This is a genomic window from Bradyrhizobium sp. T-1, assembly GCF_053592855.1.
The window spans coordinates 5,272,445-5,293,222 of sequence record NZ_CM132115.1 but is presented as its reverse complement, the minus strand read 5'-3'; the positions used below and the strand labels follow the sequence as shown (position 1 = coordinate 5,293,222).

The following is a 20,778-nucleotide window of genomic DNA, read 5'->3' as shown; positions in this document are numbered from 1 at the left end:
AAAGGGGCTACGGTAGGAGGGCAATACGTCCCAACAGGGAGACGAGCTCCACTTGGCGTCGCGTCTGCGTCTTGACGAACAGCGAGGCAAGATGGGAGCGGATCGTCGTCCGGCTCAGGCGCTGGGAGCGGGCAATATCGAGCAAATTGCCGCCACGTGCCAATTCAATAGCGACATGAATCTCCGCGGCCGTGAGGCCGAACAAGCGCTGCAGCGTTCGGGGTGACGGCTCCGGACGTGCATCGAGGTCGAGCAGGACGATCGCACAGGTGTCGTCCGACCAGACACTGGTCGTCTGATTGACAAGACTTGCTATGCCTTCGCGGAAGGACGTTGCCAGCCACGCTATCGAACCCGTGGGAATTTCGACGCCCGCGCGTTTTACGATCTGCCTGACGGCGCCAGAGAGCGAGTTCGCAACGACGGCGGATCCACAGAAGCGCTCCAGGATGGCGCGGCCCGCCGGGCTGAGCTCGACCACATGGCCATGCTTGAGCAAGACATGCGCGCAGCCGAAACGACCGAGCGCCGCATGCAACTCATCGCGCAGGTCGAACCGATGGTCGTCATCGGGGATCGGGGGAGCCCGGTTTGAAATGTTGAAAATGGATTCCCTGGACTGGTAATGCGATGCAACCGAGCTGCTCTGGGTTAAGTTCAGCATGCGACGCGCCCCCTTCAATCTCCTGGCTCATTCAAATGAACGACATCGGATCTCCATTCTCCAATTGGCGGGCGCGTTGTAAACGTTGAATAGGGGTTAGGCGATCAACTTGGGAGTACTCCAGCCGGCGTTCGCGCGCAGGCAGAGAAGGTTGACGCGGGGTAGCCGGACGCTCTGTGAGACGGGGCGATGAGTTCGAGCCGGTGGTCTCAGGAGCCGCCGTGGGGCCGCAGCGCGATTTCGATGACGTCGCCCGGTTCGAGGTCGTAATCCTCGGATACGACGATCTTCTCCCAGCTCTGGCCGGACTTTCGCACGAGGGTGACCTGGGGCTTGAGGTCACCTGTTCCCGCCGGCACCGCCGCGCTTCCGTTGACAGGCTGCAACTTCTGCCCCACCGATTTCATTCTGATACGAAGGTCGGCAATATGAACGTTGGAGTCTTTCAGCTCGCGAAGCAGCGTGATCGTACGCTGGCTTGCGGCGCGATCGATCTGCCGGGCCGAGTCCTCGCGCTGCCGTTGAAGACGCATGAGCTCGACCGTGGTTTGCAGGCGCCGGGTCGAAGAAAGCAGAAGGGCACGCCGGCTTTCGGTGACGCGGGGGCTCGGCAGCGAGCCCGAACCGAACAGCTTCACGACGCGATCGAGCTCTTCCTCATCCGCCTGGACACCCTTTTCTTCGCCTTCCTGCTGCTTGCTGAGCGCCGCGAACTGTGCGTCCGCTTGCTTCACGGCGTCTTCCAGGAATGTGCGCTCCTTGCGATAGTCGCGTTGCGCGGTCTTCAACGACTCTGCTTCAGCCTGCACGATCGGGGCTATTGCAGAGGCCGGCAAAGAAATGTCCCGGGGCGGGGTCTGATCGAATGTCTCCTTGTCTGCCAGCTCAGCGTCGACGCGAAGGATATGGAAGTACTCCTTCACGTATTCCGTGGATAATGATTGATAGTCGCGCAGAAGATCCGCCGGGTCGCTGGTGCCGGGCTGGTTGCGGGAGCGCAGCAGGCTGTAACCGCCGGAAACCGCGACAGCCTGGCGTACGGTCATAGAGGACCTGTACGTCAACTGCCCGGGCGTCAGAACATCCCCGGTAACGTAGATGGGGCGGTACTCCACCACGCTTGCGATCACGTCTCCAGGCACGACGACGATTGCCTGCTCGCGCCCGTCCGGCAGCCGTTGCCGCAATATCTTCGACTGCAGAAGCGTTTCCATCCGGCTCTGCAACTCGGCCGTGGTGAGGCCCGCGACCTCGACCGTGCCGATTCCGGGAAGCGCGATCGTGCCGTCGATCTGGATTTGAGCCCGGTGACGTTGCTCCGTCGCGCCTCCAATCGATACCTCGACGGTATCTCCCGCCGCCAGCCGATACTGTGCCGCGAAGCACGAGCTGCCGGCGAGCAGAACTATTGCGGTCAAGCCGGCAATCGCGATGTGGCTGAACGTCCGAACGCGCCTGCTGCCGTTCATGGCAATCTCCCTGTGCAATTCAAGCACGCGCGACACGATGCTGCTCATTCCAGAACACGCGCCGGAATGTCCGGACGGTCGAGCGGCGTCGTCATGCCATAAAATCCGTCTGCTGCCGGATTTGATTGGTAGAAAGGCGACCCCGCCACCAATTGACGGTTCGCTGCAGTCCCTCGCGCAAAGTGACCTTTGGTGTCCAGCCCGTTACCCGTACGAACCGGGTGGAGTCGGCCAGGAGTGCGCGCACTTCCGAGTTTGTCGGCCGCAGACGCTTTTCGTCCCGCAGGATCGGCTTGTGACTGGATGTCAGATCGAGAATGTTCTCAATCAGATCGCCGATTGTGATGGCGCGCTGACTGCCGGCGTTATAGGCATGGCCATATTCGAGGTCGTCCACGAGCCCGGCCGCCATGAATGCGGCGGCGGTATCCGTGACGAATGTCAGATCGCGCACGGTGGTCGTGTCGCCGACCATGATTGCATCGCATTCCGGATCGAGCGCCTGCCGGATGATCGTGCCGATGATGGCGCGTTCGCTCTGCCGAGGTCCGTACGTATTGAACGGCCTGAGGATGACGACGGGAACGCCGAACGAACGCGCGAAGGCCTCCGCCATCATGTCCGCGCCGATCTTGGAGGCCGAGTAGGGCGACTGCCCCTGCAGCGGGTGAGACTCGTCGATCGGCATCTTGATCGCCGTACCATAGACCTCGCTCGTCGAGGTCACGACGACCCGTTCAACACCGTGTTGCCGTACCGCCTCGAGGACGTTCAATGTGCCGATCACGTTGGTCTCGACATAGGATTGCGCCGCCAGATAGGAATAGGGAATGGAGATCAGCGCTGCGAGATGAAAGACGTAGTGATGGCCCTGAACCAGTCGGCCGACGAAGGCCGCGTCGCGAATGTCGCCGCGCACGAGATTGAGCTTCTGACGGGTCGAATGGGGAAGATCGTCGAGCCAGCCATGGCTGTCAAAAGAGTTGTATTGCGCAAGTGCAGTTACGTGAGCTCCTGCCGAAACGAGCTGTTCCGTCAGATGCGATCCGATGAACCCGTCGGCTCCTGTCACAAGAATTTTTGTTCCAAGATAGGTCATCAGCGTCCCTTTCTGTCTCTCATCTTGACCGATGCTTCCGTGTCAGGGCGGCCCAGCATTCCAGTGCGATGACTTGCCCAGCGCGGGCTATCCAGCCGAGATCCGATACGAGAGTCCGGTGTGGGAAATAGGCAAGGTCGATCTTCGCTTTCGCCGGAAACAGGACTTTCCGATAGTACTCGGGGGCGGGCACGTCCGCGGGGTAAGCGCTGCTTTCGTGCCTGAACAGGACCTGGCACGGCCCAAACACGCCTGGTTTGTAGTCGAGCAGTCGTTCGAAGCCGCCCCGAAAGCAATCGGAAAAGCTAAGAGACTCGGGGCGGGGCCCCACGAGCGACATATCGCCCCGCAAGACGTTCCAGAGCTGCGGCAGCTCGTCCAGCTTGGTCGCAGCCAGGATACGTCCAACGGCTGTCATACGTTCATCTTCCTGCAGCGTCAGGGGAGAGCCGTCGCTGCCGCAGCTCGGCCTGAATTTGCGAAACTTGTACATGCGAAACGGTTCGCCGCCTTGCCCCAGGCGGAGCTGCGAGAACAGAAGTGGCCGGCCGCTCTCGAGCCAGATGATGAACGCGACAACCACGAATACGGGTGAAAGCGATGCAATCGCGGCGCTGGCACAGAGAACGTCCATGGCACGCCGCGCGCTGAGACGTGCGGAACGGGATTGCGCAGCCCACCCGCTTTGCGTCTCGGGCAGGGTCATGCGACGGCCCCCACCGGATATTGGGGTGCGAGCGCAGTTGTCAGTGCAATCACGACTCTCTCGACGTCCGACGTCCCCATACGCGGGTGCAGAGGCAGTGTCAGCTCGCGGCGAGCAAAATCCTCCGTGCGCGGGAGGGTCATCTCCGGATAGAGATCCCTGTAGAATGTCAGGCGATGGACGGGCGGATAGTGAACCGTGGTCTGAATGCCGTGCTTTCGCAGGCGATCGATGACGCGCTGGCGGCTGGTCGCCGGCGGCAGCACGACCGGCATCACGTGGTGGGTCGAGGGCCAGGGAGCTTCAAACGGGATCATCACGGAAGGGCAATGTTCCGCCATGAGCTCACGGTAAGTGGCTGACAATCGCCGTCTGATCTCATTCCATTCCGGCAGCTTCTTGAGCTGTACGAGGCCGAGCGCAGCCCGTAGCTCGTCCATTCGATAGTTGAACCCGAGAATCGTCACGTCGTAGTCAGGACGGCGGCTGGACAGGCGTTGCCGGGTACCGCTGGTCATCCCGTGAGCGCGGGCCTGCCGGATCGTCTCGCGCAAGGTGCGGCTGCGCGCAATGATCGCGCCCCCTTCGGCGGTGGTCATGTTCTTGTTTCCATAGAAGCTGAAGGCGGCCGCCTCGCCATAGCTGCCGACCTCGGGCAGTCCGGGCGCATGAGCGGCGTCCTCGATCAAGAGCAGTCCCTTCCGGCGCGCAAAGGATTGCCAGGCATCGCGATGCGCGAGGTAGCCGGCAAAATGAACGAGGATGATGGCCTTGGTCCTCGAGGTGCACTTGGCTTCCGCCTCGTCCAGCGACATCAACGGAACCTCTGCAGAACCGATATCGACGAAGACCGGCTTGGCGCCGACATAGAGAACGCTGTTGGCCGTGGCGACGAAGGTCAACGAGGGAACGATGACTTCGTCGCCGGGGCCGATGCCGAGGGCGTGCAGGATGAGGTGGAGGGCCGCCGTGCAGGAGCCGACGGCGACCGCATCCTCGGCCTCGTGCAGGCGGGCGAACGCCTGCTCGAAGTCGCGAACGCGATCTCCCATCGTCACCCAGCCACTGTCGATGACCGCGGCGAGAGCGAGCTTCTCGTCTTCGCCCAGGACCGGCTCTGATACCAATAGCATGTGTTCATCTCCAATCAGGGCGCAAACTCGCGCCGCGAGCACGACGTTTGCGATCATTGCGGATGAGAGAGTGCCTCAGGCGGCGGCGAAACTTGCGAGTGCCGGCGATTGCTCATCCCATGCGACGTCCTGGGCTTTCAGGAAGTCCTCGACACGTCCGATGTCGAGCCAGAGGCCGCTGTGCTTGAAGACGTTGACCGGAGCATTGTCGTTCAGCATCTGGAACATCAGATCGTCGAACCCAAAGGGGACGCCCGACGGGATTCGTTCGACGATGGAGGGATCCATGCAGTAGATCCCCATGCTGACGAGGTGCGTGAGCTCGGGCTTTTCACGGAAGTCGCTGACGCGTCCATCCACCTCGTCGATCACGCCGAAGTCCATCTTGGTCGGACGAATCGACGTTGCGATCGTGAGCGGCGAATTGCCGCGCCGATGACAGCTCACGAACTGATTGAGGTTCAGATCCGTCAGAACGTCGCCGTTGAGAACGAGAAATGGTTCGTCGAGGTGGTCGCGCAGCAGCGACAGGGGGCCAATCGTTCCGAGCGGCTCCATTTCCTGCGTGTAGTTGATGCGCATATTCCACTGATTGCCATCCCCGCAGACACTGCGAATGAGATGGCCAAGATATCCGGTCGTGACGTAGACCTCCCTGATCCCGTTCCGCCTGAGCCACTTGAGAACGAGCTCGAGAACAGGCCGTGCGCCGATCGGCATAAGAGGTTTCGGCAAAATCGAGGTGTGGGGACGTAAGCGTGTTCCTTTGCCGCCGCATTGAATAACCGCCTTCATCAAACCCTCCATATTGCTAGAGTCCGCAGTCGTTCAACTATGTGCTTTTTCGCCTGCATAAGTCCGATCTCAGTGTGCTGATCGGGCGGGCGTAGAAAGAACGTAAGCGCAATCGAGCAGACGCGTCTTCGTGCATTCGCATGAGACAATGTGGGTATGCGGACATACTCCAGCGGGCAGATGCGATCGTGATCGTCCGACGAATGCCGAGCGCAGCAGTACGAGTGCGGAGACGAGTGCAGCGGATTAATGCTACTTGGCGTGTTCAACGCGGGAAAATCAAAGCACGATCAGTGCGCTGCGGAGAGACCAGGACGATCGAGATCCGCACGGAGAAACGCCACAGCAGCGTGGGCTGCTGTGGCGTTTCATGAGCTGCTCGGCCGTCGCGGTACTTGGGATTAGCCCTTTTTCGCTTGTCGAAGACGCGGCTAGCGATGAAGCGCTAGACGCGGCCAGCGTCCGTTAATAGAGCTTGGTGACGCCGGGACCTTGATTGGCATGAGTCCGGCGATCGAGATGCAAGGCGCCGAGACCCGTGGCTTGGGGGATGATGGAAGGCAGCGCGTGTCCATTTGCGGAGTGAACCAGCGATCCGTTGTTCATGCCCCAGATCGCGGCCTGCGTCCGGTTCTGGACCCGGATCTTCCGCAGAATCGCCTTGACGTGAACTTTCACGGTTGCCTCTGCGATGTCGATCTTTCGGGCGATGGACTTGTTGGAATTGCCTTCGATCAAGCAAGACAGGATCGCCTTCTCGCGTGGAGAAAGATGCGGCGCAGCCGGCTCCTCCGCGGCGAGCCCGATGTCATGTCCAGCCTGCTCCACTGATGCGGCTTCGCGCTCAAAAATGCCGTCGAGTGCGAACGACAGAAATGCCGGAGGAAAGACAGCTTCACCCATCGTCACGAGTTCGACGGATTTGATGAAGGCATCGCAGGAATTGACGTTCACGAAATAGCCGCTCGCACCAGCCCGATATGCCGACACGAGTTCATCCGGACAATAATGGTCCGAGACAACTGCGATCCGGGCATCAGGATAGTGATTTCTGACGAAACAGATCTGGTCCAATGCGACATCAAAGCCATCGCCATTGTGTAGGACGAGAAACAGGAGTTGATGCGCCTGGAGTTCGTTTGGCAATTCATCGACGCTCGAAGCAGAGAGCGCGATCCGAAAATGTGCCGCATGCAGGATCTTTGAAATTCCCTCCCTGATCAAAATGTTTTTTCCAATAAGAACGGTTTCGCAAAGCTGACGCCTCGACATTCTACCCTCCAGCGACGAACGCAACGACACGACTGGAACTAAATGATGAAGATCAATAGTGATCTGGGCGGATTACGTCTGCCTGCGTGGTATCAGGTCATACCTTTCGTATTAATCCGGCCGTGTGCTTCCGGCCAATATCTGGCAGTTTCCGCCCATTAATTTTTTTGCTACAGTTTTATGACGTTAAATCCGAGATTCCGATTTTGGTATATATCGTTCGTTGTAAGTGCGGCTGCGGAGTCCGGTCTGATAGGTAAAAGGATGACGGCTCCCAGCCAATCGTTGCGGGAGAATCGCGTCCCGGGAGCTTGAGATGGTCTACCCCCGGTATCTTGCGGGGTGAGGCCGCCCGGGCACGGATCATGGCCTGTGGTAACATGTCGCCTGCGGTTTTCACGTTATGCGAGTAATCTGGGTGAGTTTACAGGTTCATTGATTTGATTGCGGCGTAGGCCGACATTTTTGCAGCGCGCCAATGTGCGTCAGCGGCGGAGGGAAACAAGCCGGATTTGCGGACGTTAACATTGGGGCGGCTGGCCGAGGAGCCTCATGAATTGCATAAAAATAGTAATAGCTGATCGGCATCCAGTGGTCTTGAAAGGTCTGAGCAGCGTGCTCGGCGTTGAAGACGATTTCGAAATTGTTGCATCTTGCAACGACGCCGCGAGCTGCGCGCAAGCGATCGAGACCCATGCGCCGGATATCGCGATTCTCGGTTCATTGATGCCTGGGGAGCTGATCGCGCTGAGTCCCTCCATCCTCAATCCAGCCGGTCGCTCGATCCGTTTGGTGTTCTTCATCTCTTCGGAAAGCTACGATGCCGTCCCACTGGACGCGATCGATGGCTGCAGCGTGGTCTTGAAGGAAACCTCGCCGGAAGCGTTGGTGCGGTCTTTACGGCAGGTGGCGAACGGCGAACGGATCTTGCCGCAGCCTTCCGTCGAACCGGTCACGATGGCTGGTCCTGAGATCAATACGGACAGTGTACTGGCTGTGCTGACGGATCGGGAGCGTCAGATCATGCGGCTGGTCGCGGAAGGACTATCGAACAAGCAGATCGGACGCCGCTTGAACATTGCCGACACCACAATCAAGGTCCATCTTCACCACATCTTCCAGAAGCTCGAGATCAGCAATCGGACAGAGCTTGCGGCCTTGGCCATTTCGCAGAATGATCGGGGCCCTGCGGTCAAGTCGATGGAATCTGAATGAACGGTGAGAATATCCCCACATTGACGAGGTCTTAGAACCTCGACATGCGCTTGGCGCAGCCTATTGGGTGACCGAAAAATGAAGGACGAACAGCGGCAGACTGCTCAGTTCTGGGCTGTCGCTCACCTCGATCCGCCACGACGAGTAGTCCTGAAATGGCCCAACGACGTCGCTTCGGAGGATCTCGTGGCTCAACTCTATAGCCGCTGTCCGTGCGGCGTCGATGTCGGGAAGATTCACCCCGAGGTCGTCGGGCACTGAACCGCCGTCGTGGACGTGGAAAAAATATCGAGGCATTGGTGCTTCCGGAAAACGGTTATCCCCGGGACGAAACCAAGCGCACCTCGCGGCAGCGTCCCAGAGTGGACCTACGACGACTTGGCATTCTAGGTCCATGATCATTGTTGGGTACCTCAACGTCGAACCGGTTTCTCATGGTTGACATGGACTATCGCGTCCTGCGGTCTAGAATCACGATGCGCCGCAAGTGCCGCCCACTTCGGCGTGTTCGGCGGCCCCGGCTTCTCCTGCGAATAGGCCCCCCGCCGGGGCCGCGATCTCTTCGCGTCGACGTTATGGCGACAGCTGGTTCACCCGCACGCGTTCGGAGTACCCCGCGTTTGTCGCCGTCATTCTCCCTATTCGATCACGCCAATCCTAGGTTGATCGGCAATGATGGATCGTTGCGAGCGTGCTTCGGTGGTTGTCGACGAGGCGAGAGACCTGACAGATGTGCGGAATTATCGGCATTCTGGGACAAACTGCGGTATCGGGCCGATTGATCGATGCGCTTAGGCGCCTCGAGTATCGGGGGTACGACTCGACGGGGGTGGCGACCCTCGATGACGGTCATCTCGAGCGCCGGCGGGCCGAAGGTAAGCTCAAGAACCTGGAGGTGCGGCTGCGTGCCGAGCCGCTGGGCGGGGACGCCGGGATCGGTCACACGCGCTGGGCTACACATGGAAAGCCGACGGAGTACAACGCGCATCCGCACGCGACCGAACGCGTTGCGGTTGTCCATAACGGCATCATCGAGAACTTTCGGAAGCTGCGCCAGGTGCTCGAAGCGAGGGGGGCGAGGTTCGCGAGCGACACGGATAGCGAAGTCGTCGTGCACCTCGTTCATTCCTATCTGCTGATGGGCTATTCGCCTCAGGAAGCCGTCAAGGCGTCATTGCCCCAGTTGCGCGGCGCCTTCGCGCTGGTGTTTCTTTTTAAGGGATATCGCGATCTTCTGATCGGCGCGCGTAGGGGTTCGCCGCTGGCGGTGGGCTATGGCGCCGGCGAGAACTATCTCGGCTCCGATGCGATTGCGCTCGCTCCCTTTGCCCAAGGCATCAGCTACCTGGAAGACGGCGACTGGGTGGTGCTGTCACGCGAGAAAGGAGTGATCCGGGACGCGAACGATGCGGTCGTTACGCGCGAGGTGATCGAAGCGGGTGGGGCGTCGTTCATCGCCGACAAGGCAAACTATCGCCATTTCATGGCCAAGGAGATTTGGGAGCAGCCGGACGTCGTAGGCCGCACACTCGCCCATTATGTGAATATGAGAGCCGAGCGGGTGGCGCTGCCGATCAAGCCGCCGTTCGATTTCCGCGACGTCAGGCGTGTTACAATCACGGCCTGCGGCACCGCGAGCTATGCCGGGGCGATCGCAAAGTATTGGTTCGAATGGCTGGCACATGTCCCCGTGGATGTCGATATCGCCTCCGAATTCCGCTATCGCGAAACGCCGCTCGGCAAGGGCGACCTTGCGGTCTTCGTCTCGCAATCCGGCGAAACCGCCGACACGCTGGCTGCACTTCGCTACGCCAGGGAGAGCGGCGCCCACACGATCTCTGTCGTGAATGTGCCGACATCCACCATTGCGCGCGAGAGCGAAACGGTGCTGCCGACCCTGGCCGGCCCCGAGATCGGCGTTGCCTCGACCAAGGCCTTCACCTGTCAGCTGATGGCGCTCGCCGCCTTCGCGGTTGCTGCCGGAACCGCGCGTGGCGAGATCTCCGCGAGTGAGGAGAGGCGGCTTGTGAGGGGGCTGATCGAAGTTCCGCGTTTGATGGCTGCAGCTCTTGCCAGCGAGCCACAGATCGAGAAGCTGGCTCGCTATGTCGCAAAGGCGCGTGACGTGCTTTATCTGGGGCGCGGCACCAGCTATCCGCTTGCGTTGGAAGGCGCGCTGAAGCTGAAGGAAATCTCCTATATCCATGCCGAGGGCTATGCCGCGGGCGAACTCAAACACGGCCCCATCGCCCTGATCGATGAGGACATGCCCATCGTGGTTATTGCGCCATTCGACGGTGTGTTTGAGAAGACCGTGTCGAACATGCAAGAGGTCTTGGCGCGCGGCGGCAAGATCATTCTGATCACGGATTCCAAAGGTGCGGCGGAAGCAGCTGTCGAGTCCGTAGCCACGATATCGCTGCCTGACATGGCGCCGACCTTCGCGCCGATGGTCTACGCCGTTCCGATCCAGTTGCTCGCGTATCATACGGCCGTGATCATGGGCACCGATGTCGATCAACCGCGGAATCTCGCCAAGTCGGTGACGGTCGAATAGGCGTGATCCATTCGGTGCAGCGAATTTGGCGGGGGGCGGATACGCCGCTCCCGTGAGGGAGTACCCCTTCTGGGACGGCAGAATGGTCTGTCGTGGTGCTTCAAATTCCTGGCCGCATGTCGTGCAATACCAAGGGGACCGCAGGCGAATGTTACCGCCGGCGGCTGACAGGAGCATTGATGTTCGGGTCCGCGTGAGCGGTGCCGGAGATAATGTTGGATTTCAGAGCTCGGGTGAATGCGGCGGGCTTCAGTGAATCTTGGTGCGGCGTTGCCGAGGTTTCTCCGGCAACGAGATTGATGAAGTTCAGATTCGGCCAGAGGGAGCATTACCGTGAGCTATTCCTCGAGCATCCAAACGCTGTTCTCCGGGCCATCCACCACCAGCACCTCTCCCCCGTACAACGGTCTCGCCATTGGGCCGAACTATGTCGTGATGGTCGAGGGGTCGAGGATCGAATGGACGGACCTGACCGGCGGATCCCCAACGCTCCAGTCTGTCTATAGCTTCTTCTCGCCGCTATCGCCCACCGGCGGCCTCTATGATCCGCGTGTCATATACGACAGCGTCAATCAGCGCTTTGTCGCGATTATGCAGTACCTGGCGCCGGGCGGGACCGCGACCAGCATCGATATTGCGGTCTCCAAGGATGCCAATCCCAACGACGGCTGGACCTTCTCGCAGCTCAATACAACCGTCACACTCGGCGGCCAGACAACCGGCTCCGATCGGCCGATGCTGGCGGTCGATGGTTCGAACGTCTACATCAGCGCGCCACAGTACAATCTCAGTGCGTCCGGTTATGCCGGTACGGAAAATTGGATCATCGGCGATACAGCCGGCGCTGGCGGTGGCATCTATGGCGGCGGCACGTTGAGCTTGACCACGAGCGAGGTCATGTCGTCGAGCCAGGGCATCTTCGCCGTCGCATCCGGCAGCAACGGCAAGACTTACTATGCCAGCGATTTCTCCAACGGAGGTCAGATCGTCGTTGCCTTGCAGACCTACGACAAGGCCACGAATACGTTCAGCACCACCAGCACGGTCAATCTCGGCAATATCGACCAGGGTGGCGCCTACACCGCCCAGCAGTTGGGGACGAGCCTTCTGCTCGACGGCGGCGATAAGCGGATTGCCAGCATGGTCTATGCCAACGGCTTCCTCTACGCCGTGGCCGAGATGAAGCCGAGCGGATCCAGCGTGCCTCTGGTCCATTGGTTCAAGATCGACGTCAGCAATCCCAATGCTCCTTCCCTCGTGGCGCAAGGCGACATCTCCGGCGCCGCAATCGGCACCAGTGTCGCGACGTTCAATCCTTCGATCGCGGTGGACGCAGCAGGCGATATCATCATCAACTTTACCGCCAGTGGACCGAACATGTACCCGGCGGACTACTACGTTTTCCAGGGGGGCGGCGACCCCACGGGTTCGTTCAGTGCGCCCGTCCTGTATCAGGCGAGCACCAGTTTCTTCAACTCGGGCGACGGATCCAGCGTGCAGCGCTGGGGTCTCAATTCATCGGCGACGGTCGACCCGAATAATCCGAACTCGTTCTGGATCTCGAACGAATATGTCGCCAACGGCTGGTGGCAGACGTCGGTCGCCCGCATCGCCATTCAGGGTTCAGCCGCAATCCCACCGACGGTTTCTTCGATCGTGACATCGGGCTCCGGCATCACCAGCGGAGCCGGCGATCTCAATGCCGGCAAGGCGGTCACACTGACGGTCAACTTCAGTGCAGCCGTGACGGTCAACACCAGCGGCGGAACGCCGACGATCACCCTCAACGACGGCGGCACGGCGACCTACACCGGCGGTTCGGGGAGCACCGCGCTCACCTTCAGCTACACGGTGGCTGCGGGGCAGAACACCGCCGATCTCATCATCTCATCGTTCAACCCCAACGGCGCGACCATCGTCGATGGCAGCGGCACTGCCGCCAACCTCGCGGGGGCCGCCAATTACAATCCGGCCGGTATCCTGCAGATCGACACCACGGCGCCGACGATTGCCTCGATCGTGGCTTCCGGCACCGGCATCACCAACGGCACCGGCAGCGTGAGCACCGGGCAGGCCGTCACCTTGACCGTTAATCTCAGCGAGGCGGTGACGGTCAATACCAGCGGCGGCACGCCGACGCTCACGCTCAATGATGGCGGTACGGCGAGCTACACCGGCGGCTCGGGCAGCACCGCGCTCACCTTCAGCTACACGGTTGCGGCGGGGCAGACGACTGCCGATCTCGCCATCTCGGCCATCAACCTCAACGGTGCAACCATCAACGACGGAGCCGGCAACGCCGCGAACTTGTCGGGCGCCACCAACTACAATCCCGCGGGCACCCTTCAGGTCAACTCGAGCACCGCCACCAAACCCAGCCACATCGTCGTCCTTTCCCTGGAAAACGAGAACTACTCCGACATCGTAGGTAGTTCCCAGGCGCCTTACCTGAACTCGCTGATCGCCCAGGGGATGTTGCTCACCAACTATAACGGTGTGACCCATCCGAGCCAGCCCAACTACATTGCCCTGTTTTCCGGCTCGACTCAGGGCATTACCAACAACGGCACGTTTCCACAGATTCCGGCCAGCGTACCGACGTTGGCAAGCACGCTCGCCGCCAGCGGTTACACCTTCGGCGGTTACGCCGAAACCACGGCCGATCCCGAACGCCAGCCTTGGATCCACTTCGCCAATTCGGTCAACACCGCTCACGATTTCAGCACTTTTCCTCAGACCGCGGCCGGCTTCGCCAACCTTCCGACGGTCTCCTATGTTTCGCCCAACGACGCCGACAACATGACGCCGACCAGCGACAACGGCGGCGGGATTCCGGCGGGCGATGCCTGGGTCCAGGCCAATCTCTCTGCCTACGCGGCCTGGGCGCAGGCCAACAATTCGGTGCTGATCGTCACTTTCGACGAAAACAACACCAATCCAGCGGTGACCTATCCCAATCACGTTGCGGCAATTGTCGTCGGCGCCGGTGTCCCGGCCGGAACCGTCAACGATTCACCGGCGGATCCCTATTCCCTGCTTGCCACGATCGAAAGCCTTTACGGCGCTACAGCGATCGGCGCCAGCGCCGGCGTACCGGCGCTCGATTTCTATTCGGCGACGCCGGCGAGGGCGTCAACCTCGGTCACTCGGTCATTTTCCGGATTGTCCGACCCGACCAACAATCCGCCCCAAAATGCGTTGGCGGTAGGACCGAATTACATTTTCACCGCGGAGACCACTCACTACGCGATAACCGACCTGAGCGGCAATCCAATCGTATCCAACGGGTCACTGTATAGCCTGTTCGCGCCGCTTGGCGGCACGCTTGACAACGCTCTCCTCGACGCGCGCGCCGCCTATGACAGTACGACCGGCCGCTACGTGGTCACCGTGGATAATTTTCAACCCGGAGGCGGGAATTTCGGCACCAATATCGATATTGCCGTGTCGGTGGATAGCAATCCGAGTCACGGCTGGTACCTGGCTTCGATCGACACGTCCAACGGCAACACGACCCAGTCGGACATGCCCTATCTGTCGGTCAGCAACGGCAAAATCTACATCTCCGCGCCCGAATTCTTGGACGCGGGAGGCGGCTACAGCAACGGCGAATTCGTCGTCAACGAAAGCAGCGTCATCGCTGCTGGAAACCACGCGATCACGCCTGACGCCAGCACTATCGTGCCTGGGACCGCCAGCATCATGCGCAACGTCGCCGGCGACAACGGGGTGACCTACTATTTGAGCGCCCGTTCGACCGCGAGGGAGACTGCGCTCGCATATCAAACCTACGATCCGACGAATGGCTTCAGCGGGACCCAAACGATCTTTCTCGGCGACGCAGATGTGGGAGGGGGCGGAAGCAATTTCACCGTCGCGCAGTTGGGCACGACCAAGAAGCTCGACATTAACGACGGGCGCATCCAAAGCCTTGCTTACACCTCCTCCGGAGGACACAACTACGTCTACGGCGTGAGCGAAGTCATGCCGAGCGCAGGGGCGCCCGCACAAATCGAGTGGTTCAAGCTCGACGTCACCGATCCCGCGAATCCGCAATATGTCATCGGGAACGTCATTTCCGGCGCGTTCCTCGGCACGGGCGTCGCCGTGTTCAACCCTTCGATCGCGGTCGACAACAATGGTGACGTGCTCATCAATTTCTCGGCCTCAGGGTCGAACATGTATCCTGCCGACTATTACATGGTGCTCGGCGCCGGGACTTCCGCCTTCAGCGCGCCGACGCTTTACCAGGCGAGCACAACGTTTCTCAATTCCGGAAGCCTGAACGACCAGCGTTGGGGGACCTATTCGACGGCAATCGCCGATCCGAACAACCCAAACGGGTTCTGGATATCGAACGAATACGTTGCCAACGGCTGGTGGCAGACGGTGGTCGCTCAGATCGCCGTCCAGGGTTCCGCGGCAACGGCACCGACGGTTTCTTCGATCGTGACCTCGGGTAGCGGCATCACCAGCGGCGCCGGCGATCTCAATGCCGGAAAGCTGGTCACGCTGACGGTGAACTTCAGTTCGGCCGTGACGGTCAACACCAGCGGCGGCACGCCGTCGCTCGCGCTCAATGATGGCGGCACGGCGAGCTACACCGGCGGTTCGGGCGGTACTGCGCTCACCTTCAGCTACACGGTAGGGGCAGGGCAGAACACTGCTGATCTCATCATCTCGGCGTTCAACCTCAACGGCGCGATCATCGCCGGTGGCGGCGGCATTTCTGCCGACCTGACGGGTGCGACCAATTCCAATCCGGCGGGCATCCTGCAGATCGACACCACGGCGCCGACAATCGCCTCGATCGTCCCGACCGGGACCGGCATCACCAACGGCACCGGCAATGTGAGCACCGGCCAGGTCGTCACCTTGACCGTCAATCTCAGCGAAGCCGTGACGGTCAACACCAGCGGCGGCACGCCGACGCTCACCCTCAATGATGGCGGCACAGCGAGCTATACCGGCGGCTCGGGCAGCACTGCGCTCACCTTCAGCTACACGGTGGCGGCAGGCCAGACCACGTCCGATCTTGCCATCTCGGCGCTCAACCTCAACGGCGCTGTGATCAACGACGGCGGCGGCAACGCCGCCAACCTCTCAGGCGCAACCAACTACAATCCCGCCGGCACCCTGCAGGTCAACCCGACGGCGGCGACGGTCGCCTCGATCGCGGCCTCGGGCACCGGCATCACCGCTGGTGCCGGCGATCTCAACGCCGGCAAGGTGGTCACGCTGACCGTGACCTTCAGTACGGCCGTGACGGTCAACACCAGCGGCGGCGCGCCGTCGCTCGCGCTCAATGATGGCGGCACGGCAAGCTACACCGGCGGTTCGGGGAGCACGGCGCTCACCTTCAGCTACACGGTCGTGGCAGGGCAGAACACCGCAGATCTCATCATCTCGGCGTTCAACCTCAACGGCGCGACCATCACCGGCGGCAACGGCCTTGCGGCCGACCTGACAGGTGCGACCAATTCCAATCCGGCGGGCATCCTGCAGATCGACACCACGGCGCCGACAATCGCCTCGATCGTCCCGACCGGGACCGGCATCACCAACGGCACCGGCAATGTGAGCACCGGCCAGGTCGTCACCTTGACCGTCAATCTCAGTGAAGCCGTGACTGTCAATACCATCGGCGGCACGCCGACGCTCACCCTCAATGATGGCGGTACGGCGACCTATGCCGGCGGCACCGGCAGTTCCGCGCTCACCTTCAACTACACGGTGGCGGCGGGCCAGACCACGTCCGATCTGGCCATCTCGGCCCTCAACCTCAACGGCGCGGTAATCAACGACGGCGCCGGCAACGCCGCCAACCTCTCAGGCGCCACCAACTACAATCCCGCCGGCGTCCTCCAAGTCAACCCGACGGCGACGACGGTTGCGTCGATCGCCAGTTCCGGAACCGGGATCACCAACGGCGTCGGCAATCTCAATGCCGGCAAGGTGGTCACGCTGACCGTCAACTTCAGCGCCGCCGTAACGGTCAACACCAGCGGCGGCACGCCGTCGCTTGCGCTCAATGATGGCGGCACGGCGAGCTACACCGGCGGTTCGGGGAGCGCCGCGCTCACCTTCAGTTATACGGTCGCCGCAGGCCAGAACACCGCCGATCTCATCGTCTCGTCTCTCGCCCTCAACGGCGCGACCATCACCGGCGGCAACGGCCTTGCGGCCGACCTGACGGGTGCGACCAATTCCAATCCGGCGGGCATCCTGCAGATCGACACCACGGCGCCGGCAATCGCCTCGATCGTCCCGACCGGGACCGGCATCACCAACGGCACCGGCAGTGTGAGCACTGGCCAGGTCGTCACCTTGACCGTCAATCTCAGCGAAGCCGTGACGGTCAATACCACCGGCGGCACGCCGACGCTCACCCTCAACGATGGCGGTACGGCGACCTATGCCGGCGGCACCGGCAGCTCCGCGCTCACCTTCAGCTACACGGTCGCGGCGGGCCAGGCCACGTCCGATCTGGCCATCTCGGCCCTCAACCTCAACGGCGCGGTAATCAACGACGGCGCCGGCAACGCCGCCAACCTCTCAGGCGCAACCAACTACAATCCCGCTGGCGTCCTCCAAGTCAACCCGACGGCGGCGACGGTTGCGTCGATCGCCAGTTCCGGAACCGGGATCACCAACGGCGTCGGCAATCTCAATGCCGGCAAGGTGGTCACGCTGACGGTCAACTTCAGCGCCGCCGTAACGGTCAACACCAGCGGCGGCACGCCGTCGCTTGCGCTCAATGATGGCGGCACGGCGAGCTACACCGGCGGTTCGGGGAGCGCCGCGCTCACCTTCAGTTATACGGTGGCCGCAGGCCAGAACACCGCCGATCTCATCATCTCGGCGCTCAATCTCAACGGCGCGACCATCACCGGTAGCAACGGCATTGCTGCCAATCTGACGGGTGCGACCAACTACAATCCCGCCGGCACCCTGCAGATCGACACCGCGGCGCCGACGATTGCCTCGATCGTTGCGACCGGCACCGGCATCACCAGCGGCAGCGGCAATCTCAATTCCGGCAAAGTCGTCACGCTGACGGTCAATTTCAGCGAGGCGGTGACTGTCAACACCACCGGCGGCACGCCGACGCTGATCCTCAATGATGGCGGCACGGCGAGCTACGTCAGCGGCTCGGGCGGCACAGCACTCACCTTCAGCTACACGGTAGCGGCAGGACAAAACACTGCCGATCTCATCGTCTCGTCGCTCGCCCTCAACGGCGCGACCATCGCTGACGGCGCCGGCAACGCCGCCACTCTGTCAGGCGCCACCAACGCCAATCCGTCCGGCACGCTCAAGATCGATACGACGGCGCCGACGATCGCCTCGATCGTCGCCACCGGGACCGGCATCACCAGCGGCACCGGCAACGTGAATACCGGCGGGGTCGTCACCTTGACCGTCAATCTGAGCGAGGCCGTGACGGTCAACACCGCCGGCGGCACGCCGACGCTCGCCCTCAACGATGGGGGCTCGGCGAGCTACATCAGCGGCTCCGGCACCACAGCGCTCACCTTCAGCTACACGGTGGCGGCGGGCCAGACCACGGCCGATCTGACTATCTCGTCGCTCAACCTCAATGGCGCGATCGTCAACGATGGCGCCGGCAACGCCGCCAATCTGGCGGGCGCCACCAACTACAATCCCGCCGGCATCCTGCAGATCAACAGGCCGCCCGCGACGATTGCCTCGATCGCGACCTCCGGCACCGGTATCACCAACGGCGCCGGCGATCTCAATGCAGGCAAGGCGGTCACTCTGACGGTCAACTTCAGTGCAGCCGTGACGGTCAATACCGCGGGAGGCACCCCGAGGCTCACCCTCAACGATGGCGGCACGGCGAGCTTCACCGGCGGCTCGGGCAGCACAGCGCTCACCTTCAGCTACACGGTGGCGGCAGGCCAGAACACCGCCGATCTCATCGTCTCGTCGCTCGCCCTCAACGGCGCGACCATCATCGACGGCAACGGCAACGCCGCCAACCTGGCGGGCGCTACCAACTCCAACCCGGCCGGAATTCTGCAGATCGACACGACGGTGCCGACAATCGCCTCGATCGTCGCGACCGGCACCGGCATCACCAACGGCAGCGGCAGTGTGACCACTGGCCAGGTCGTCACCTTGACCGTCAATCTCAGCGAAGCCGTGACCGTCAATACCACCGGCGGCACGCCGACGCTCGCGCTCAACGACGGCGGCACGGCGAGCTACATCAGCGGTTCGGGCAGCACCGCGCTCACCTTCCGCTACACGGTGGCAGCAGGCCAGACGACGTCCGATCTGGCCATCTCGTCGCTCAACCTCAACGGCGCCATCGTCAGTGATGGAGCCGGCAATGCGGCCAACCTGGCCGGTGCGGCCAACTACAATCCCGCCGGCACCCTGCAGGTCAACCCGACCACGACCAACACCGGCGTACCCAGCTACAGCCACATCGTCGTCGTCGTCGAGGAAAACCACAACTATGACGAGATCGCCGGCAGCAGCCAGGCACCCTACATCAACAGCCTCATGGCCGGCGGCGCATCGCTGACCAACATGACGGCGGAGGCTCATCCAAGCCAACCGAACTATTTTGTCATGTATGCCGGCTCGACGTTCGGCACCACCGATGACAACTCCTACAGTCTTCCGGATCCGACGCTGTACACGGTGCTGAAAGGCGCGGGTTATTCGTTCACGGGCTATGTGGACGAGGGCGGGATTGGCAGTGACTTCAATCATGACCCCTGGGTTTCATTCCCGGAGGGGCGCACGGTTCAAACGGACTTCACCAGCTTCCCATCGCTTTTTGCTAACGGCAATTATTCGAGCCTGCCGACCGTCTCGTTCGTCATTCCCAGCGTCAGTAACGACATGCACAACGGGACGATCGCGCAAGGCGATACATGGCTTCAGCAAAACCTGAGCGCCTATGCTCAGTGGGCGGTCAACAACAATTCGCTGCTGATCGTGACCTGGGACGAAAATGACGATTCGAGCTCCGAGGTTAATTCCAACAAGGTTCCTACTCTCCTGTATGGCGCCAACGTGGTGTCCGGAAATTACAGCACCGCCTACAATCACTACAATCTTCTGAGCACGATCACTGCTTCGTTGGGCCTGACCGCGCCCAACAACGCCGCGACAGCGGCTCCCATTCAAGTGTTTGGGACGCCCGCCGGGGCGGCCGCGCTGACGACGGTGGACCAGGACGCGGTGCCCGAGAGTCCGGCATTGGCCATCAGCAGCAGTTCGCTGACGGTGCAGGCCGGAGGATCCGTGCCGCTGGGCATCACCGCGACGCCCGTCGACTCCGACGATCAACTGTCGCTGAGCATCAGCGGCTTGCCAAGTTATGAGTCGATCACGGCTCCGGCCGGAAACGCCGTCACGAGCGCCCTTCAATCCGATGGAACCTACACTTGGACCATTGCTGAGGGCACCTCCGCGATAGGCCAACCGCTCACCGGGCTGACGCTGTCGTCGAGCTATACGGGCACCGACCACCCGGTCGCAACGTTCACGGTGACGGCGAGCAACACGACCCCAGGCGAAGCCGCGACATCGGCGCCACAGACCATGACAATGACCGATCCGCCGGCGCCTTCGCCGCTTGGCCCAAGCGTCGGTTCGAGCACGGACCCGGGGCATATCGACCATCTTGCAGCACTGATGGATCAATTTGCAGCAGCCGGCTTCCAGGGAGTCGGCTTTGGCCCACTCCATTCGACTCCTTATCCAACAATTGGAGCAATTGGTGAGACTTCGGCCTTCCTGGCTGCTTCCCATCTTCACACAGGATGAGCCGCGGCTCAGCGCTCGAACGTTCGCTTTGATCTGGATCAAGCCTCAGAAGCGGGCCGCA

11 protein-coding genes are annotated in these 20,778 nt (G+C 61.5%); 3 read left to right on the top strand and 8 right to left on the bottom strand.

The annotated features are described in order from the left end of the window. Positions 1–7: 7 nt before the first annotated feature. The 7 genes from ACWAT4_RS25660 to ACWAT4_RS25630 all read right to left on the bottom strand — a co-directional run bounded on the left by ACWAT4_RS25660 (position 8) and on the right by ACWAT4_RS25630 (position 6,856). Positions 8–664 (bottom strand): helix-turn-helix transcriptional regulator, encoded by a 657-nt coding sequence (locus ACWAT4_RS25660; protein ID WP_212443945.1) that lies wholly within the window; start codon positions 662–664, stop codon positions 8–10. A 209-nt stretch (positions 665–873) separates the two neighbouring features. Next, positions 874–2,181: a polysaccharide biosynthesis/export family protein gene (locus ACWAT4_RS25655; RefSeq protein WP_449728372.1), complete on the bottom strand. Its 1,308-nt coding sequence runs from the start codon at positions 2,179–2,181 to the stop codon at positions 874–876. 43 nt (positions 2,182–2,224) lie between these two features. Then, positions 2,225–3,232 carry a GDP-mannose 4,6-dehydratase gene (locus tag ACWAT4_RS25650; RefSeq protein WP_449728371.1) on the bottom strand — a complete coding sequence of 336 codons (1,008 nt, stop codon included), beginning with the start codon at positions 3,230–3,232 and terminating at the stop codon, positions 2,225–2,227. Positions 3,233–3,251: 19 nt separating this feature from the next. After that, entirely contained in the window at positions 3,252–3,938 is a 687-nt protein-coding gene (locus tag ACWAT4_RS25645) for a sugar transferase (protein WP_449728370.1), read from the bottom strand. Next, entirely contained in the window at positions 3,935–5,071 is a 1,137-nt protein-coding gene (locus tag ACWAT4_RS25640) for a DegT/DnrJ/EryC1/StrS family aminotransferase (protein ID WP_212300701.1), read from the bottom strand. The genes ACWAT4_RS25645 and ACWAT4_RS25640 overlap by 4 nt, the downstream gene beginning before the upstream one ends. 75 nt (positions 5,072–5,146) lie before the next feature. Beyond that, positions 5,147–5,866 (bottom strand): nucleotidyltransferase family protein, encoded by a 720-nt coding sequence (locus tag ACWAT4_RS25635; RefSeq protein ID WP_449728369.1) that lies wholly within the window; start codon positions 5,864–5,866, stop codon positions 5,147–5,149. A 465-nt stretch (positions 5,867–6,331) separates the two neighbouring features. After that, positions 6,332–6,856 carry a LuxR C-terminal-related transcriptional regulator gene (locus tag ACWAT4_RS25630; RefSeq protein WP_449728368.1) on the bottom strand — a complete coding sequence of 175 codons (525 nt, stop codon included), beginning with the start codon at positions 6,854–6,856 and terminating at the stop codon, positions 6,332–6,334. Between the two features lie 873 nt (positions 6,857–7,729). Here ACWAT4_RS25630 and ACWAT4_RS25625 point away from each other — a divergent pair. Then, positions 7,730–8,353, top strand: coding sequence for a LuxR C-terminal-related transcriptional regulator (locus ACWAT4_RS25625; RefSeq protein ID WP_449728367.1), 624 nt, complete (start codon positions 7,730–7,732; stop codon positions 8,351–8,353). 60 nt (positions 8,354–8,413) lie between these two features. Here the strand turns inward: ACWAT4_RS25625 and ACWAT4_RS25620 are convergent, their stop codons facing one another. Next, on the bottom strand, positions 8,414–8,650 hold the full coding sequence (locus tag ACWAT4_RS25620; RefSeq protein ID WP_212300704.1) for a DUF6894 family protein: 237 nt from the start codon (positions 8,648–8,650) through the stop codon (positions 8,414–8,416). Positions 8,651–9,083: 433 nt separating this feature from the next. Between ACWAT4_RS25620 and glmS the strand changes: the two genes are divergently transcribed. Continuing rightward, positions 9,084–10,910 carry a glutamine--fructose-6-phosphate transaminase (isomerizing) gene (gene glmS, locus ACWAT4_RS25615; RefSeq protein ID WP_449728366.1) on the top strand — a complete coding sequence of 609 codons (1,827 nt, stop codon included), beginning with the start codon at positions 9,084–9,086 and terminating at the stop codon, positions 10,908–10,910. Between the two features lie 333 nt (positions 10,911–11,243). Next, entirely contained in the window at positions 11,244–20,717 is a 9,474-nt protein-coding gene (locus tag ACWAT4_RS25610) for an alkaline phosphatase family protein (RefSeq protein WP_449728365.1), read from the top strand. The last annotated feature ends 61 nt before the right edge of the window (positions 20,718–20,778 follow it).

What these genes read in the sequence shown, in the direction of transcription:
- ACWAT4_RS25660 (WP_212443945.1), bottom strand. Translation starts at nt 664, where the DNA reads ATGCTGAACTTAACCCAGAGCAGCTCGGTTGCATCGCATTACCAGTCC.
- ACWAT4_RS25655 (WP_449728372.1), bottom strand. Translation starts at nt 2,181, where the DNA reads ATGAGCAGCATCGTGTCGCGCGTGCTTGAATTGCACAGGGAGATTGCC.
- ACWAT4_RS25650 (WP_449728371.1), bottom strand. Translation starts at nt 3,232, where the DNA reads ATGACCTATCTTGGAACAAAAATTCTTGTGACAGGAGCCGACGGGTTC.
- ACWAT4_RS25645 (WP_449728370.1), bottom strand. Translation starts at nt 3,938, where the DNA reads ATGACCCTGCCCGAGACGCAAAGCGGGTGGGCTGCGCAATCCCGTTCC.
- ACWAT4_RS25640 (WP_212300701.1), bottom strand. Translation starts at nt 5,071, where the DNA reads ATGCTATTGGTATCAGAGCCGGTCCTGGGCGAAGACGAGAAGCTCGCT.
- ACWAT4_RS25635 (WP_449728369.1), bottom strand. Translation starts at nt 5,866, where the DNA reads ATGAAGGCGGTTATTCAATGCGGCGGCAAAGGAACACGCTTACGTCCC.
- ACWAT4_RS25620 (WP_212300704.1), bottom strand. Translation starts at nt 8,650, where the DNA reads ATGCCTCGATATTTTTTCCACGTCCACGACGGCGGTTCAGTGCCCGAC.
- glmS (WP_449728366.1), top strand. Translation starts at nt 9,084, where the DNA reads ATGTGCGGAATTATCGGCATTCTGGGACAAACTGCGGTATCGGGCCGA.